Source organism: Pseudomonas leptonychotis (assembly GCF_004920405.1).
GTDB lineage: Bacteria > Pseudomonadota > Gammaproteobacteria > Pseudomonadales > Pseudomonadaceae > Aquipseudomonas > Aquipseudomonas leptonychotis.
In genome coordinates this window covers 140612-157308 of the sequence record NZ_RFLV01000004.1, presented here as the reverse complement: position 1 = coordinate 157308, position 16697 = coordinate 140612, and the positions used below count along the sequence as shown (strand labels likewise).

The following is a 16697-nucleotide window of genomic DNA, read 5'->3' as shown; positions in this document are numbered from 1 at the left end:
CAGCTCGCCCGGATGTTTTAGAATGCAGCGGACATAGACTGGGAAAACGCCTCATGATCAACGCCAAACTGTTGCAACTGGTGATCAACGCCTCCAACGACGGCATCGTGGTTGCCGAACAAGAAGGCGATGACAACATCCTGATCTATGCCAACCCGGCCTTTGAAAAACTCACCGGCTACGCCAGCGAAGACATCCTCTATCAGGATTGCCGCTTCCTGCAGGCCGGCGATCGCGACCAGCCTGGTTTGAGCGCCATCCGTGAAGCGGTTAAGCAGCACCGTCCTTGCCGACAAATTATTCGCAACTACCGCAAAGACGGCAGCCCGTTCTGGAATGAGCTGTCGATCACCCCCGTCGTCAACGACGCCGATCAGCTGACCTACTACATCGGTATCCAGAAGAACGTTACCGAGCAGGTGCAGGCGCAAGAGCGGGTCAAAGAACTGGAAGCCGAACTGATCACCCTCAAGGCCGAACTGGCTCGATTACAGGCGACGATCGGTCATAACTAATCTCGTTCGAAGCGGTCACAACAGCTCCAGAGCTTGATATAGACCGCTTCCATGCAAGAACAGGCACTCCTGACCCAAGCTGAATTGGCCTTTATTCGCCAGCTAAACCAGCCGACGAATATTGAAGCACGCAGCAACCTTCCTCTGCAGGCTGATATTGTTAAACAATTCAGTGAGCTGCTCTCGCACTGTGCCACCCATGAACAGCTGAGCCTGCATGCGCATATCGCCAACCAGCACCTGACCTTCGACCTGCACCTGAGCCAGAACGCGCACAGCGCGCCTTGCCTGCAACTCAGCGCGCCGCAGATTTTTGACGAAGGTGCAGTCAACCGCGCCTGGCGCTCCCCCTTATCCGAGCCGTTGGCGCTGCACACGCCCAACGCGCAACCCAGTGGCCTGTGGGTACACCAACTGTCGATGAATGGCGCACTGATTGAACATCGTGCGCGGCGCGCCGCACCGAAACGCTTCCACTTGGTCTTACCGCTAGACGAGCACACCCCGATTGCCATTGCCGGCGTTTTTGTGCGCAAAACCGTGGACGGCTTTCTGGCCTACCAACTGCACACCCTGGACCCGCAAAGCGATGAACACCTGCGTCAGTTCATCTACCAACAACACCTCCAGCAAGAACAGCGGCTGGCCAGCGGGCATCGCTGAACGCACCACCGCTAGATGGTTAAAACGTAGGCAAAAAAAGACCCGCAATCAGCGCGGGCCTAAAGTGCAGGGGAAACCCCTGCAGCAGGGATAAAAAAACCGATAGCCGAAAGGGCGATACACGCTGGCTATCGGATTGCGCAGTCGTTTTAGGCAGCAAACTCCTCTTCGCTAAAGGCCATCAGCGTGGCTTTGCCGGCCTTAACCTCAGCCAACAGGCTGTCGGTTTCAGTCAGGACTCGCGCCATATAGAAGTCGGCAGACTTCAACTTGGCGCAATAAAAAAGGGTTTCGGTGCTGCCGTCAGCCAGCTTGGTCTTGGCCACCGCCGCCATGCGCGCCCACATCCAGGCCAGGCTGGTGAGTGCGAACAAGCGCAGGTAAGGCGTAGCAGCTGCGCCGGCTTGCTCAGGGTCTTTCATGCCTTCGCTGGCAATCCACATGGTGGCTTGTTGCAGCTGCTTGAGTGCTGCAGCCACCGCAGCCGCATGCTCGCTGTCGGCATTGGCCTTGAGCCAGCTTTCGATCAAGGCGAAATAGTTGCGCACCGCGCGACCGCCGCCCAAGCCCAACTTACGGCCGACCAGGTCGAGTGCCTGAATACCGTTGGTGCCTTCGTAGATGCGGGTAATCCGGCAATCACGCACCAGTTGTTCGATGCCCCAGTCTTCGGTGAAGCCGGAGCCACCGAGCACCTGCAGGCCTTCGTTGGCGCAGTTGAACCCTTCATCGGTAAGGAAGGACTTCACCACCGGGGTCAGCAGCTGCACCAGATCATCGGCCTGCTCACGCATCGCAGGGTCTTCGTGATCATGGGCAACGTCTTCGTGCAGGCCGGTGAAATACGCCAGGGCGCGGCAACCTTCGATCATCACTTTCTGGCGCAGCAGCATGCGCCGCACATCCGGGTGCACAATAATCGGGTCTGCCGGCTTATCCGCCGCTTTCGGGCCGGACAGCGAGCGGCTCTGCAAGCGCTCTTTGGCAAAACCCAGGCTGACCTGATAAGCACTCTCGGCAATACCAAGGCCCTGCATGCCCACCATCAGGCGCGCGGAGTTCATCATGGTGAACATGCACTTGAGGCCTTTGTTGGCTTCACCGATCAACCAACCCTGTGCGCCTTCGAAATTCATCACGCAGGTGGCCGAACCTTTGATGCCCATCTTGTGCTCTAGTCCGCCACAAAACGCGGGGTTACGGCTGCCATCTTCGAGGAACTTGGGCACCAAGAATAAGGAAATGCCTTTTACGCTATCCGGTGCATCGGGCAGTTTGGCCAAAACCAGGTGCAGGATATTGTCAGCCAGATCGTGCTCACCACCGGTGATCCAGATCTTGGTGCCACTGATGGCATAACTGCCGTCTGCCTGAGGCACGGCGCGGGTACGAATCAGGCCCAGGTCGGTACCGCACTGCGGCTCGGTCAGGCACATGGTGCCGGTCCATTCGCCGCTGATCAGTTTCGGCAAGTAGCGCTCCTGCAGCTCACGCGCACCATGCGCAGTCAATGCGTTGATCGCGCCATGGGTCAGGCCTGGGTACATGCCGAGCGACAGGTTGGCCGAGCAGACCATCTCCTCAACCATCATATTCAGTACATGGGGCAAGCCTTGGCCGCCAAACTCAGGCGTGCAGGCCAAGGCTGTCCAACCGCCTTCAGCAAACTGCTTATAAGCCTCACGAAAACCGTCTGGGGCTTTAACTGATTTGCTCTCGGGGTCGTACTTGCAGCCTTGCTGATCACCTGGCCCGTTCAACGGAGCCAGCACGTTCTCTGCCAATTTGGCAGCTTCTTCCAGAATGGCGCCACCGAGGTCGTCTCCGAACTCGCGCTGACTAGGCAGCGACTGCAAGGTGGCATAAGCGTCGAGCACCTCGTCAAAAACGAAACGCATGTCACGAAGGGGTGCGCGGTATTGGGTCATGTTGCTGAGTCCTCAAGCTGTACAAGTGAATAAAAGCTATACACAAATTAACAATGTACAGCTTTTGTATAGGCAAAGAAGGCAAAGCGCAAGCATTTTTCTATACAGCCTGTACAACTTTATGCAATCCACACTAAATCACAGGCGCAGCAAAGCGCGCGGCGCCATGCGGCGACACGCTCCCATTCAGGCGTTTTTAATAAGAGGAATCAGGTATCCAGATGGCCCGCGAGGAACTGCTGCAGTCGACGCTGCATCAAACGTCCTTCATTGCCCAGACAGGCAATCGGCGACCCCCTGAGGCTCTCCTCAGCCAGATCGGCCCCGTCACCCGCCATCACCAGCGGACAATCCAGCGCCAGCGCAAGACGCGACAACACCTTAGGCAAATCATCACTGGGCGGCTGATTGGAGAACAACACCAGCGCCTGGGGCTGCATTTTTTCGCAGATCAGGGTCAGCTCTTCGAGTGGCTGGCCCATCCCGAGCACACTGACGGCGGTGTCGGCACTGCTCAGCAGCAACCCAGCCACCAGCAACTCCAACTCCCGGCAGTGACCGGGAAACGCCGCTAGCAGCACACGCTCTTCAACTTGGGCGCGTAACACCTGCAGGCGCTGCAGCGTGCGGGCACGCAAGAACGTATCGAGAAACAGCCACTCACTGGTTTGGCCGTACTCATCCTGGCGCAACAACAGCTCCTGCCACAGCGGCATCAGGATCTCTTGAAACACCACCGGCAGTGGGTAGCTGGAAAAAATCTGCCCATATAGACGATCCAGACGCAGCTCATCGAAGGCGCTAATCGCGCGCCGCAGCTGCGCTTGCCACTCCCCCCACTCGCTGGCGCTGACTTCTTCATAGCCCGGCGAACTGGCGGACTTGATCGTGCTGCTCTTAGCGAGAATCTTGCCGACCTTGCTCACCGCCACGCCGCGCTCAATCCACGCCAGGATGCTGCGTACCGACTCGATATCCACCTGCGAATACAGGCGATGACCACTGTCAGTGCGCGTCGGCTGGATCAGCCCATAACGGCGTTCCCAGGCCCGCAAGGTCACCGGATTAACGCCGGTCAGGCGCGCCACCTCACGAATAGGAAAGAGTTCTTCCTGCTTGAGGGCACTCGAAGCGAAGGACGGCGCACCAACGAGATCGGACATGGGAGGCGATATCACAGAAAAAAGATTGCACGCATTGTAACTCAGCTATTTTCGGCATACTTTGTACAAGACTTATACAAAACCTCAGAACTTGTTTACGCTATTGCGAACTAGATCCAGGCAGACGCTACGCAGTAACAACCCGCAATGATCAAAACGTCATGAAGGCGGAGTTTACGAGCTGTAAATAAGCATGGCTCGCTCTGCCCGCCCTTCGAGTCGCGCTAAAGCGGTTTGCCGAGGCTGTTTTCACCCCGACGGCTCGACGCGCAGCCGATCGTTAAAGGTTTTTAGATTATGAACAAACAACCAAGCTGGCCCCTGACCCTTTACTACGATGGCGATTGCCCCTTGTGTGCACGCGAGATCCAGCTGCTGCGCCAGCATGCCGATGTACAGCGCCTGTGCCTGGTCGACATTAGCCTGCGCGACTTCCATGCCGAGTCCATCGGGGTAACCCAACCCGCCCTGCAAAACCGTTTGCATGCACGCTTTGCTGACGGCCAATGGGTTACCGGTCTGGATGCGACACTGTGGAGTTGGCGCGCTGCCGGCCTGGGCCGCTGGACCACCCCCCTCACCTGGCCTGCGCTGCGACCGTTACTGGAGCTGGGTTATCGAGCGTTTTGTCGCTTACGCCCCTACCTTGAATGGCTACCTCATCCCGACGCTAGCCGACGCTGCAAGGACGCACAGTGCACCCCGGCTAAAACTCCGCGCTGAGTCAGCCCACGTGAATCCACAAGCCTGGATCCTTTCCAATCAGCGCGGGCCGGCCGATGATTTCATCGTGATTTTCCGGCTGTAGCAGTAAAACCTGGTGCACCCCGCAGCGACGTAAATGCGTTTTGAGCAGCGCCAGCGTAGGCCACAGCGGCCCTCCAGGCGCACAACCAAATACGCGCACGCGGCCTGTGCGAAGAATCACCCGCACCTGATAACCGCAACAGCGCAGTGCCAGGACCTCGACGCGCGCCACCCAGCCACAGCGAACGGCGATGCTCAACTGCCAACCCTTCACGACACCAATTCCTGTACAAGAAAACCAATCTTGTACACCATAAAGACAGTTTTATTCAGCCAACACACATAAGAAATATCGATACAGCTCAATGAAATAGGCAAATATCTAAAAAATGGCGCAGTAACCGCACAGCCAGCATGGTTGTACAAAGCACAATGCTGGTATAACTTTACTTCTGGTTCAGTCGAGGCCGCGCCCTACTGGTCAGGTAACCCGGCGCAGCGTCGCTGAACCCACCTCTTTCTTTTGCCGAGCCGACCATGAGCGCCAGCGCCGCCCCCATTCTGATTACCGGAGCCAGCCAGCGCATCGGCCTGTATTGCGCCGAGCGCCTGCTCGATGATGGTCATTCGCTGATTGTCACCTACCGCCAAGAACGCGAGAGCATTGCGCGTCTTAAGCAGCGTGGAGCATTGGCACTGGCCGCCGACTTTTCCAGTGAAGCCGGTATCCTGGGTTTTATCGAGCAGCTCAAACAGCACACCGACAGCCTGCGCGCCATCGTGCACAACGCCTCCGACTGGCTGGTAGAAACGCCGGGCGAGGAAGCCGCAGCATTCACCCAACTGTTCAATGTGCACATGCTCGCGCCTTACCTGATCAACCTGCATTGCGAAGCGCTGCTGCGACGGTCGACACCTGCCGACATTGTTCACCTCAGCGATGACGTCGCCCGCAAGGGCAGCGCCAAACGCCCTGCTTACTGCGCCAGTAAAGCTGGATTGGACAGCCTGACGCTGTCACTGGCCGCTCGCTTCGCACCACAGATCAAGGTCAACGGTATCGCTCCGGCACTGATCATGTTCAACCCGGACGACGATGCCGAGTATCGCCGCAACACCCTGAACAAATCGGCACTGGGCATAGAACCCGGGCCGCAAGTGATTTACCAAAGCTTGCGCTATCTGCTCGACAACCCTTACGTCACAGGCACCACCCTTACCGTCAACGGCGGCCGCCATCTCAAATGAGCCTGGCCGCGAGGACCCTTGCAATGAACCCAGAACTGCCCAATCACTACCGCGAGATTCTCCTCGGCGTTGGTGAGAACCCTGAACGCGAAGGCCTGCTAGACACGCCCAAGCGTGCGGCCAAAGCCATGCAATACCTGTGCAACGGCTACCACAAGAGCCTGGAAGAGGTGGTCAATGGCGCGCTGTTCGAGTCGGATAACGACGAGATGGTGATCGTCCGTGACATCGAGCTGTACTCGCTGTGCGAGCACCACATACTGCCGTTTATCGGCAAGGCTCATGTGGCCTACATCCCCACCGGCAAGGTACTGGGGCTGTCGAAAGTGGCGCGCATCGTCGACATGTTCGCGCGGCGCCTGCAGATCCAGGAAAACCTCACCAAACAGATCGCCGATGCCATCCAGCAGGTCACCAACGCTGCCGGCGTAGCCGTGGTCATCGAAGCCAAACACATGTGCATGATGATGCGCGGCGTGGAGAAGCAGAACTCGGTGATGACCTCCTCGGTCATGCTTGGAGCCTTCCGTGAATCCTGCAACACTCGCCACGAATTCCTGCAACTGATCGGACGGAACAAGTAATGCCGCGACTGGAACCTGGGATGGCGCGCATCCGCGTCAAAGACCTGCGCCTGCGCACCTTCATTGGCATCAAGGAAGAAGAGATCAACAACAAGCAGGACGTGTTGATCAACCTGACCATCCTCTACCCCGCCGTGGAAGCAGTGCGCGACAACGATATCGACCACGCGCTGAACTACCGCACCATTACTAAAGCGGTGATTCGTCACGTCGAAGAAAACCGCTTCGCCCTGCTCGAACGCATGACCCAGGAGATTCTTGACCTGGTCATGGCTAACCCCGACGTGCGTTACGCCGAAGTAGAAGTCGACAAGCTGCACGCCCTACGTTTTGCCGAGTCGGTGTCGATCACCCTCGCCGGGCACCGCTAGTAAGTTGTTGAAAAACGGCCTGCCCCAGGCCGTTGCCGATTCCCCGCACACCCTGCGTGGGGCGTTGCCGTCGGGCGGGCAGGCTCTTATCATCGCCCGCATCGCCCGCCTTCTGAGAACATCGCCATGACCGAGCAAGAACGCCTCGAACTTGAAGCCGCCGCCTTTCGCAGCCTGGTTCACCACCTGCGCTCACGTCCTGATGTGCAGAACATCGACATGATGAACCTCGCCGGTTTCTGCCGAAACTGCCTGTCCAAATGGTTCAAGGCCGCCGCCGATGACAGTGGCATCGCCATCAGCCTGGATGAAGCCCGCGAAGAGGTTTATGGCATGCCCTATGCCGAGTGGAAGGCCAAACACCAGAAAGAAGCCAGCACCGAACAGCAGGCGGCTTTCAGCAAAGGTAAAGACGCATGAGTGCCTTGAACGATTTCCGCGCCAAATTGCACAACGTGCAGTTCACTTTCGCCGAAACCCTGGCGTTTATCGCCGCGCACTACCAGTACCAACCCAGCGCCTTTCGCAATGGTGCGGTGGAAAACCCCGCTGGCCAGAATGAAGGCTCCTGCAAGACCCTTGGCCTGGCTCTACTCGAAGGCCTAAGCCTGGAGGAAACCCTGCACTGCTTTGGCGAGCACTACCGCAGCGTGCTGGCCACCCCGACCGGCAACGACCATGGCAACATCCGCGCACTGCTGGATACCGGCCTGGCTGGCGTGCGTTTCGAGCAACCGTCATTGCAGCGCAAAGTGCTTTAACCCCACTGCCAAGGGGATTGCACGCACCACAATAGCGCGCAGAAAGTTGCACAACTGTCGGCAAAAGCTGACAGACATCACGTTTCAATCGCTTTAAGCTGCGCGCCAGCAAACGAACGAGAACACCAGGGAAGGTGCTCCGTGCCGCGTTATGGCCGCCCTTCCCGGCTTTTCCCCCTTACCTGGCTTGGAGTCGCGTTGATGCAGCAGACCTTGGTATGGAAACCATGGCACAACCCCGGCGTGGAAAACCTGCGCCTAAGCATCGATGAGCACGGCATCAATGCCACCAGCCATCTGATGCAGAGCCTGCAAGGCCACAGCATCGCCGCCACCTATGTGCTCAATTGCGACCCTCGCTGGCGCTTTCGTCGCCTGTGGTTGAAGGTCGACAACCACGGTCAACGCAGCCTCAACCTCAAGCGCGATATACGCGGCAACTGGTTCCATAACGGCGAACCGCGCCCGGACCTCAGCGAGTGCCAGCAGGTGATGCTCTCCGACTCGCCCTTCACCCATACCCCGCTACTGCAACGCTGCGCCCTGGAAACCGGGCAGAGCGAATCACTGCAAGTGGCGTATATCGACTTGCTGACACTCAAGGTGGAAGCGCGCGGCCAGCGCTACCAGCGCCTGCGTGAGGAAGACGGTAGAACCCTGTACCGCAGCGAAGCGCAGGGTAAAAAGAGCAGCGAACTGACCGTCGACGAGCATGCCCTGCTGGTTAAAGCCAGCGACCAGTTTTTACGCTTGAGCTCGCGGGATTTGAAGCTCAATACCTGGGTCTGAGAAGCCATCACTGATGTGGGTAGGGCTTTCGGCTCTGGCATCCTGCTTCGCGATCCACAGGGATGTGGTGAATGCCGCAGCCCCGCCAGGAGCAGGTGCGACCCTACCTCCTGCATCCATGCAGTCGTAGCCGCGACACGACCACTAATACTCTCGCCGCTAAAGCGCCTCCTACAAAGCCCCCATCGCCCTGTATAGATGTTTTCCTCGGACAGATGAAAATGCCGCCGACCTGATCCAGGTCGGCGGCATTGCGGCTCACATCAAGTTCTTTGCATGCACAAACCTATTGGCCGTCGAGATAACGCTCCACATCCAGCGCCGCCATGCAGCCGGCGCCGGCCGAGGTTATGGCCTGGCGGTAGACGTGATCGGCCACGTCCCCCGCCGCAAAAACGCCTGGCACACTGGTGGCGGTAGCATTGCCTTCGCGGCCACCGCTGACTACCAGATAGCCATCCTTGAGCGCTAACTGCCCCTCAAACAACGAGGTGTTCGGTGTATGGCCGATAGCGACGAACAGGCCATCGACGCTCAGCTCGTCAACGCTGCCATCATTGTTCTTCACTCGCACGCCGGTCACGCCCATGTTGTTGCCGAGCACTTCATCCACCTCGGCGTGCAGCTTGAGCACGATCTTGCCTTCGGCCACCCGAGCCTGCAGTTTGTTCTGCAGAATCTTCTCCGCGCGGAAGCTTCCACGGCGGTGCACCAGGGTCACCTTGCTGGCGATATTGGCCAGGTACAGCGCCTCTTCTACCGCGGTGTTGCCACCACCGACCACCGCGACTTCACGGTTGCGGTAGAAGAACCCATCGCAGGTGGCGCAAGCGGAAACGCCCTTGCCCATAAAAAGCTCTTCGCTGGGCAAGCCCAGGTAACGGGCGCTGGCGCCGGTGGCGATGATCAAGGCATCGCAGCTGTAGGTGCCGTTGTCGCCGACCAGGGTGAACGGCTTGCCGGCCAAATCCACCGCATTGATATGGTCAAAGACGATCTCTGTCTCGAAGCGCTCGGCATGCTCCTGCATACGCTGCATCAGCGCAGGCCCGGTCAGGCCATGCACATCGCCCGGCCAGTTATCCACCTCGGTGGTCGTGGTCAATTGGCCGCCAGCCTGCATACCGGTGATCAACAACGGCTTGAGATTGGCCCGCGCAGCGTAAACCGCAGCGCTATAGCCGGCAGGGCCGGAGCCTAAAATGATCACGCGGGCATGACGATTGGTCGACATCAGCAACTCCACCCGGCAAGGCCGGCGATAATAAAAAGGGACTTCCGGGAGCGCCTAGGGGAAGGCCGTAAGAGCGCAAGCCCCGTAAAGGGATGCCGCGCAGCCTATGCCCGCTCAGTGCACGGCGGAAATATGCTTTGCCAATGCCTTGCATAGGCAAGCGCTATAACGCTGACAGGCAATCGTTAGCACCCATTGCAGAGGCTTTCACCTGCCACACAAAGCCGGTAAGGTCGGCGCGACTTCAACCTCGCGGAGACTCTCCCCATGCCTGCTCCCGTACTGACCGGCCCGCAATACCTCAGCGAGGGCCTGAAACTGGTACTAAGCCCCGGCCTGCGTCTGTTTGTACTGCTGCCCCTGACGATCAACCTGGTCCTGTTTATTGGCCTGATTTACCTGGCCTTGCAGCAGTTCGGCGGCTGGGTCGACACCTTTATGCCCAGCTTGCCAAGCTGGCTGAGCTTTCTCGAATACGTGCTGTGGCCGCTGTTTGTGGTGCTGGTGCTGTTGATGGTGTTTTTCACCTTCACCCTGCTGGCCAACATCATCGCCGCGCCGTTTAACGGCTTTCTCGCGGAGAAGGTCGAAGTGGTGGTGCGCGGCCAAGACGATTTTCCGCCGTTCAGCTGGGCTGAGCTGATGGCCATGGTGCCACGCACCCTGGGCCGCGAGCTGCGCAAGCTGGGCTACTTCCTGCCCCGCGCCATCGCCCTGCTGATCCTGACGTTTATTCCGGTGGTCAATATCGTCGCCGCGCCGCTGTGGCTGCTGTTTGGCGTGTGGATGATGGCCATCCAATACATCGACTACCCAGCGGACAACAACAAGATGAGCTGGCAGGACATGCTCGCCTGGCTGCGCGGAAAGCGCTGGCAGAGCCTGGGCTTTGGCGGCATTACCTACGCCGCACTGCTGGTGCCAGGGCTGAATATCCTGATGATGCCGGCAGCGGTAGCCGGTGCCACGGTGTTCTGGGTGCGTGAGCGCCAGGAGCAGGCGCTAACGCCCACTTCCTAAGAGCTTGTTCACGATCTCGCGAGCTAGAGCCATACAGGCGCTACGTTAGTAACAGCCTCCGGCTGGTCAAAACAGGCGAGGAAGCGGAGTTTACTGCTGTAAATGAGCATTCCGAGCCTGATTTTAACGCCGCAGGGCCGACGCGCAGCAGATCGTGGACAGGCTCTGCGTTCACACCGCAGGCTGGCTGCGTTCAAGTACCGCGCGCAGCGCCTGCATGGATGCCAGGGATTCGCGTTCAATGCGCCGGCTTAGCAGCAGACGGTTGGCCAGGCGCATCAGCCCGCCGTCGAAGCCGTACTCCAAGGTGCGCACGAACTCGCAACCACCCTCCACCGCTATGCACTCGTAGGTCAGCAACAGCCCTAGGCCGTGATCGCCACGCGCGCTGGCCTGCCAGCGGCGGGCCGGCTGATAGTCGAGCACGTTCCAGCGTAGATGGCCGGTGCGGCCGCCGGCGTGGATGTCCTCCTCAAATACTTCGCCGGCGAGCAACGCGCCCTCGCGACCGTAGATGCGCAAGGATGATGGATGCCACTCGGGCCAATGCGCCGGAGCAGCGGCATAGCTCAACACCGCGTCCGCCGGACGGGTAAGTCGAATGCGGTGCTGCTGACGATTCTGCTGATAAGTGGGCTCCGGCTCCCAATGCAGGGTGCCGTACAACCAGTCCATCAGTGGATGGACGATGCCGAAATTGCGCGAATGCATCAGCTCACGCCGATGGTGCAGCGCATGCAGGCGGCGCATCTGGCGAATCCCCGGCAGCCGCGCAACGGGATGCTCAGCCGGCAGATGCTCGCAGGCGTGCACCACCTCATAGCTCATATATCCCAACAGCATGCTGCCGGCGAACAGCGCGGCGAGGTTGCCGTCGATATGGCTCAGCAACCACCAGACGCCCAGCAATGGCAGGCTATAGAGCACGATCAACCAGGCGGGAAAAAGGATCACCCGCCAATCGCGCAGCGTCTCGTAGCGCATCTGGCCTTCAACAAAGAAGCTGTGATGATCACCGGTATGGCGCTTGTAGAACAGCTGACCGAAGCGCGTCTTGTTGTGCCCCAGGCGCTTATGCACCTGGTACTCGCCCCAGCTAAAGAACACCAAGCTCAGCGGCACCAGCAGCCACTGCCAGAGCGCTACCGCATCCAGGGTGCGCCACAGCAGGCCCACGCAGGTAAGACCGTAGGCCAGCACAAAGGCGGCATGCAGCCAGGGGTTGTACAGCGGATGAATGGCATCCCGATAACGTGCGCGGAAAGCCTGGGCATTGTCGTTGTTATAAGCCACGGTGGTACTCCTGTGCGGATTGACAGCAGTCTAGGCGCGGCTAGATCATTCGGATAATGGATATTTTAAAAGAGCATTATTCTTGATAGCGAATTTACGTCAGCTCGATCTCAACCTGTTGCTGGTCTTCGATGCGCTGATGCAGGAAGGCAACTTGACCCGCGCCGCCGAGCGCCTGCACCTGAGCCAGTCGACGGTGAGCAATGCCCTCGCCCGCCTGCGCCAGCAACTGGGTGAAGAACTGTTCCTGCGCACCGCCCGCGGCATGACCCCCACCGCTCGCGCTCATTCCTTGTATGTACCCGTGCGCCAGGCCCTGCGCTTGCTGCAGACAGGACTGGGCCCTGCTGAGCCGTTTGATCCGCAAACGGCGCACGCCTTCAGCCTGTCACTCAACGACTATGCCCAGGCCGCGCTGCTGCCCATGTTGCAGGCGCATCTGGCGCGCAACGCTCCACAGGTCGAGCTGCTGGTGCAAGCCGATGATGCCGACAGCCTGGTGCAGCGCCTGGAAAGCGGCGCGCTGGACTTGGCCATCGACTACCTGCACTTCGATTCACCCGACCTGCACTACGCGCCGCTGCGCGAAGAGCCACTGGTGGCCATCGGCCGAGCCGGCCACCCGGCCTTTGCCGGCGGGTTGAGCCTGGAGGATTACCAACAGGCGCGGCATATCACGGTGACGCCGCGCGCCGGGCGTGGCTCGCCGCTGGAAATCGTCCTGGGCTCGGCCAGGGTGCGCCGGCAGGCGGCGCTGCATTTGCCCAACTACTTGCCGATCCCGGCCATCGTCGCCCAGACCGACCTGCTCGGCACCGTGCCCGCGCGCCTGGCCGAGGCTTTTGCCCCGGTACATGCGTTGGAAATTGCAGCGCTGCCCTTCGATATGCCACCCGTTCAGGTCAGCCTGATCTGGCATCGCCAGCAGCATCTCGACTCGGCGCACACCTGGCTGCGCCAGCAACTGATCGAACTGCTCGACTGAAATGCAAACGCAATCAAAGCGTCACAGTCATTACATAGCGGCAGCGGACACTGCTGCCATGAACACACCTTCTGCGTTGTACATTGCCCTGATCAGCGAAACCTACCCGCCGGAAATCAACGGCGTGGCCAATACCCTCGGGCGCCTGGTAGACGGCCTGTGCGGCCGTGGCCATCGCGTGCAACTGGTGCGCCCGCGCCAGAACATCGATCCACGCGGCGCTGCCGAGCAGGATGTGCTGCTGGCCCGTGGCTGGCCGCTGCCGGGCTACCCAGGCTTGCAGTGGGGCCATTGCTCCATGCACAAACTGCTGCGCAACTGGCAGCGCCAACGGCCAGATGTACTGTATATCGCCACTGAGGGGCCGCTGGGGCTCTCGGCATTGCGCGCCGCGCGACGCTTGCAGATCCCGGTGATCAGCGGCTTTCACACCAACTTCCAGCAATACACCGGGCATTACGGCTTCGGCATGCTGACCCGCGCACTGACCAATTACCTGCGCTGGTTTCACAACCGCTCGAACATGACCCTAGTGCCCAGCGTCAGCCAGCAAATCGAATTACAACGCCGCGGCTTCGACAACCTTGAACTGCTCGCGCGCGGCGTCGACAGCCAACTGTTCCACCCGGCCAAACGCTGCACGGCATTGCGCGAAAGCTGGGGACTGGCGGAACAGGACATTGCCGTCCTGCATGTCGGCCGCCTGGCGGCGGAAAAGAACCTGGCCCTGCTCAGCAAGAGCTTTCAAGCACTGCAGCAGGCACATCCGCAGCGGCGGCTGAAACTGATTCTGGTCGGCGATGGCCCACAGCGCGCCAACCTCCAACAGCAACTGCCCGAGGCCGTGTTCTGTGGCCTGCAGCGCGGTGAAGCGCTGGCAGCGCATTACGCCTCAGGGGATATGTTCTTGTTTCCCAGCCTGTCAGAAACCTTCGGCAATGTGGTACTCGAAGCCCTGGCTTCGGGGCTTGGCGTGGTGGCATTCGATCAGGCTGCGGCGGCGCAGCACATCCGCCACGGGCATAACGGTGCCTTGGCCGTGGCCGAGGATGAACAAGGCTTTATTGACGCCGCCAGCGGGTTACTGACAGACCGCGAAAGCCTGCGCCGGGTGCGCTTAAATGCCCGGCAGCATGCCTCACATCAGGGCTGGCCAGCGATTGTCGAGCTGTTCGAGCAGCATCTGCGCAGCGCCATGCTGCCTGTGCAAGCGTTGCCGGCCGGCAGAACGCAGTATTGACGCCCCTGTAGGAGCGGCGGGGACGCCTAGTCCGTGCCCGGGAAAAGCATTGCTTGAAACCGCAAAAGCTCGCGGCTAAAGCGGAACGCCGCCCGGCCCCTCCTACAGCAGCACATCCAGACGCTTGATCAGCCGCACGTCCTGCGCACTGATCGCTGCGCCGTAGGCCAACACTTCCACACCGGCACTCACCGCCTCACGCAGCGCGGCGGCATAGGCTGGGTCGATCTCCTCAGCCGGACGCACCGCATCAATATCGCTCAGGTTCACGCAGTACAGCTGTACCGCTCGCACCCCGTCACGGGCCAACGCCGCCAGTTCGCGCAGGTGTTTGCTGCCGCGCTCGGTGCGCGCATCCGGGAAGGCCGCGACGCGACTGTCGGCGAACCCCAAGGTAACGCTCTTAACTTCAACAAACGCCGGGCCTTCGGAGTAGTCCAGGCGAAAATCGATACGGCTGCGCTCCTGGCCATACGGCACTTCGCGCTTAAGGTTGGTGAAGCCGTTCAACTCGGCAATCAGCCCGCCACGCAAGGCTTCCTCCACCAACGCATTGGCGCGCCCGGTGTTGATTACGGCAAGGCGACCATGCGGCGTCTCGCCAATCTCCCAGGTGCCCGGCAACTTGCGCTTGGGGTCGTTGCTGCGACTAAACCAGATCGCTGCACCCTCACTCATGCAGTTGAGCATCGAGCCGGTGTTGGCACAGTGAATGGTCAACAGCTCGCCACTGGCCGTCTCGATATCAGCGAGAAAGCGCTTGTAGCGGCGCAGCAGACGGCCCTGCTCCAAAGGCGGGTCAAAGCGCATGGGGCCGCCACGTTTTCAGACCACGAGCAATCCGCTCGACCGCTTGCTGCAACCGCGGCAGGTCCTGGGTGTAGGAAAAACGCACATGCTGAGTGGCCAGATAGCGGCCGAAATCCAGACCTGGGGTAAAGGCCACGTGCTCGGTTTCCAGAAAGTGCTGACAGAAGGCGAAGGCATCGCCGCCAAAGGCGCTGATGTCGGCATATAGGTAGAAGGCCCCTTCCGGCTCCACGGCGATCTTGAAACCCAGCTCACGCAAGGCCGGCAGGAGGAAATCGCGACGCTGTTGAAACGCATGGCGACGCTGCTCAAGAATCTCCAGGGTATCTGGCTCAAAGCAGGCCAGCGCGGCGTACTGGGCCATGCTCGGCGCGCTGATATAGAGGTTCTGCGCCAGTTTCTCCAGTTCCGCAAAGGCAGCCGGCGGCGCCACCAGCCAACCGAGACGCCAACCGGTCATGCCGAAGTATTTGGAGAAGCTGTTGAGCACAAAGGCGTCGTCATCCACTTCCAACACGCTGGCTGCGTCTACGCCGTAAGTCAGGCCGTGGTAGATCTCATCCACCACCAAATGCCCGCCGCGCGCTTTTAGCGCCTGTGACAGGCCGCCCAGCTCATCACGACTGAGCAAGGTACCGGTCGGGTTGGCGGGGGATGCCACCAGTGCACCGACACTGTCTTTATCCCAATACCGTTCAACCAGATCAGCTGTCAGCTGATAACGCACCTCAGGACCTACCGGCACCAGTTGCGCAGCCCCTTCTACCAGGCGCAGAAAGTGCCGATTGCAAGGGTAACCGGGGTCGGCCAGCAGCCAGTGTTTGCCGGGGTCTACCAGCAGGCTGGTGGCCAACAGCAAGGCCCCCGAACCACCGGGGGTAATCAGAATGCGTTGCGGGTCGATATTCAGGCGATAACGTTCGGCATAGAAGCCCGCAATCGCTTCACGCAGCGCCGGCAAACCGCGCGCGGCGGTGTAACGGGTATGACCATTGGCCAAGGCCGCTTGCCCGGCCGCGACGATCGGCGCGGCCGTGGTGAAGTCTGGCTCACCGATTTCCAAATGAATTACATCATTGCCATCGGCCTGTAACTGATTGGCACGGGCCAACAGCGCCATTACGTGAAAGGGTTCTATGGCGCGGCTGCGTGCACTGTAAGACGGGACCATCGGACTGCCTGCCAGGGAGATAAGCCGCCGATTCTAAAGCATACCCAGCGCAGCTTCGACAACCGGGAGTGGCGCGTTGTGAGTTGTTCTGGTAAGTTCGCCCGCTTTACAGCCGCAGGGCCAGTTCTACTCGACGTAGGATCGGCAAGGGACACCGTCCTGCGCAGTGGATTAG

At 59.9% G+C, this 16697-nt stretch carries 18 protein-coding genes; 12 read left to right on the top strand and 6 right to left on the bottom strand.

Annotated features, from left to right (window positions below; translation table 11 throughout):
- The first annotated feature begins 53 nt into the window (after positions 1-53).
- Both D8779_RS17485 and D8779_RS17480 read left to right on the top strand, forming a co-directional pair.
- Positions 54-515 carry a PAS domain-containing protein gene (locus tag D8779_RS17485; protein ID WP_136665752.1) on the top strand — a complete coding sequence of 154 codons (462 nt, stop codon included), beginning with the start codon at positions 54-56 and terminating at the stop codon, positions 513-515.
- A 51-nt stretch (positions 516-566) separates the two neighbouring features.
- Positions 567-1178 carry a PilZ domain-containing protein gene (locus tag D8779_RS17480; RefSeq protein ID WP_136665751.1) on the top strand — a complete coding sequence of 204 codons (612 nt, stop codon included), beginning with the start codon at positions 567-569 and terminating at the stop codon, positions 1176-1178.
- 149 nt (positions 1179-1327) lie between these two features.
- On the opposite strand, the gene D8779_RS17475 is transcribed toward D8779_RS17480, so the two are convergent.
- The gene (locus D8779_RS17475; RefSeq protein WP_136665750.1) at positions 1328-3106 is read right to left on the bottom strand and encodes an acyl-CoA dehydrogenase C-terminal domain-containing protein; all 1779 of its coding nucleotides are present in this window, start codon (positions 3104-3106) and stop codon (positions 1328-1330) included.
- 209 nt (positions 3107-3315) lie between these two features.
- Entirely contained in the window at positions 3316-4269 is a 954-nt protein-coding gene (locus D8779_RS17470; RefSeq protein ID WP_136665749.1) for a MerR family transcriptional regulator, read from the bottom strand.
- Positions 4270-4566: 297 nt separating this feature from the next.
- Here D8779_RS17470 and D8779_RS17465 point away from each other — a divergent pair, with 297 nt between their 5' ends.
- The 7 genes from D8779_RS17465 to D8779_RS17435 all read left to right on the top strand — a co-directional run bounded on the left by D8779_RS17465 (position 4567) and on the right by D8779_RS17435 (position 8769).
- Positions 4567-4992, top strand: coding sequence for a thiol-disulfide oxidoreductase DCC family protein (locus D8779_RS17465; RefSeq protein WP_136665748.1), 426 nt, complete (start codon positions 4567-4569; stop codon positions 4990-4992).
- Between the two features lie 561 nt (positions 4993-5553).
- On the top strand, positions 5554-6264 hold the full coding sequence (folM, locus tag D8779_RS17460; protein WP_136665747.1) for a dihydromonapterin reductase: 711 nt from the start codon (positions 5554-5556) through the stop codon (positions 6262-6264).
- Positions 6265-6287: 23 nt separating this feature from the next.
- Positions 6288-6848: a GTP cyclohydrolase I FolE gene (gene folE / locus D8779_RS17455; protein WP_136665746.1), complete on the top strand. Its 561-nt coding sequence runs from the start codon at positions 6288-6290 to the stop codon at positions 6846-6848.
- Positions 6848-7219 (top strand): dihydroneopterin triphosphate 2'-epimerase, encoded by a 372-nt coding sequence (gene folX / locus D8779_RS17450; RefSeq protein WP_136665745.1) that lies wholly within the window; start codon positions 6848-6850, stop codon positions 7217-7219. The genes folE and folX overlap by 1 nt, the downstream gene beginning before the upstream one ends.
- A 126-nt stretch (positions 7220-7345) precedes the next feature.
- Positions 7346-7639, top strand: coding sequence for a DUF1244 domain-containing protein (locus D8779_RS17445; protein ID WP_136665744.1), 294 nt, complete (start codon positions 7346-7348; stop codon positions 7637-7639).
- Positions 7636-7980 (top strand): HopJ type III effector protein, encoded by a 345-nt coding sequence (locus D8779_RS17440; protein ID WP_136665743.1) that lies wholly within the window; start codon positions 7636-7638, stop codon positions 7978-7980. Before D8779_RS17445 ends, D8779_RS17440 begins: the two co-directional genes overlap by 4 nt.
- A gap of 201 nt (positions 7981-8181) precedes the next feature.
- The gene (locus D8779_RS17435; protein WP_136665742.1) at positions 8182-8769 is read left to right on the top strand and encodes a putative glycolipid-binding domain-containing protein; all 588 of its coding nucleotides are present in this window, start codon (positions 8182-8184) and stop codon (positions 8767-8769) included.
- A gap of 286 nt (positions 8770-9055) precedes the next feature.
- Here the strand turns inward: D8779_RS17435 and trxB are convergent, their stop codons facing one another.
- Positions 9056-10006, bottom strand: a complete 951-nt coding sequence (trxB, locus tag D8779_RS17430) for a thioredoxin-disulfide reductase (protein WP_167492593.1) — start codon at positions 10004-10006, stop codon at positions 9056-9058.
- Between the two features lie 264 nt (positions 10007-10270).
- Here trxB and cysZ point away from each other — a divergent pair, with 264 nt between their 5' ends.
- Positions 10271-11023, top strand: a complete 753-nt coding sequence (cysZ, locus tag D8779_RS17425) for a sulfate transporter CysZ (RefSeq protein WP_136665740.1) — start codon at positions 10271-10273, stop codon at positions 11021-11023.
- Positions 11024-11194: 171 nt separating this feature from the next.
- Here the strand turns inward: cysZ and D8779_RS17420 are convergent, their stop codons facing one another.
- Positions 11195-12316: a sterol desaturase/SRPBCC family protein gene (locus D8779_RS17420; RefSeq protein ID WP_136665739.1), complete on the bottom strand. Its 1122-nt coding sequence runs from the start codon at positions 12314-12316 to the stop codon at positions 11195-11197.
- An 82-nt stretch (positions 12317-12398) separates the two neighbouring features.
- Between D8779_RS17420 and bsrA the strand changes: the two genes are divergently transcribed.
- Both bsrA and D8779_RS17410 read left to right on the top strand, forming a co-directional pair.
- Positions 12399-13301 carry a LysR family transcriptional regulator BsrA gene (gene bsrA / locus D8779_RS17415; RefSeq protein WP_136665738.1) on the top strand — a complete coding sequence of 301 codons (903 nt, stop codon included), beginning with the start codon at positions 12399-12401 and terminating at the stop codon, positions 13299-13301.
- Between the two features lie 58 nt (positions 13302-13359).
- Complete coding sequence (locus D8779_RS17410) at positions 13360-14541, top strand: glycosyltransferase family 4 protein (protein ID WP_136665737.1); 1182 nt, start codon at positions 13360-13362, stop codon at positions 14539-14541.
- A gap of 102 nt (positions 14542-14643) precedes the next feature.
- Here the strand turns inward: D8779_RS17410 and sfsA are convergent, their stop codons facing one another.
- Both sfsA and D8779_RS17400 read right to left on the bottom strand, forming a co-directional pair.
- The gene (gene sfsA, locus D8779_RS17405) at positions 14644-15351 is read right to left on the bottom strand and encodes a DNA/RNA nuclease SfsA (protein WP_136665736.1); all 708 of its coding nucleotides are present in this window, start codon (positions 15349-15351) and stop codon (positions 14644-14646) included.
- Positions 15341-16522: a pyridoxal phosphate-dependent aminotransferase gene (locus tag D8779_RS17400; protein WP_136665735.1), complete on the bottom strand. Its 1182-nt coding sequence runs from the start codon at positions 16520-16522 to the stop codon at positions 15341-15343. Before D8779_RS17400 ends, sfsA begins: the two co-directional genes overlap by 11 nt.
- Positions 16523-16697 lie beyond the last annotated feature (175 nt).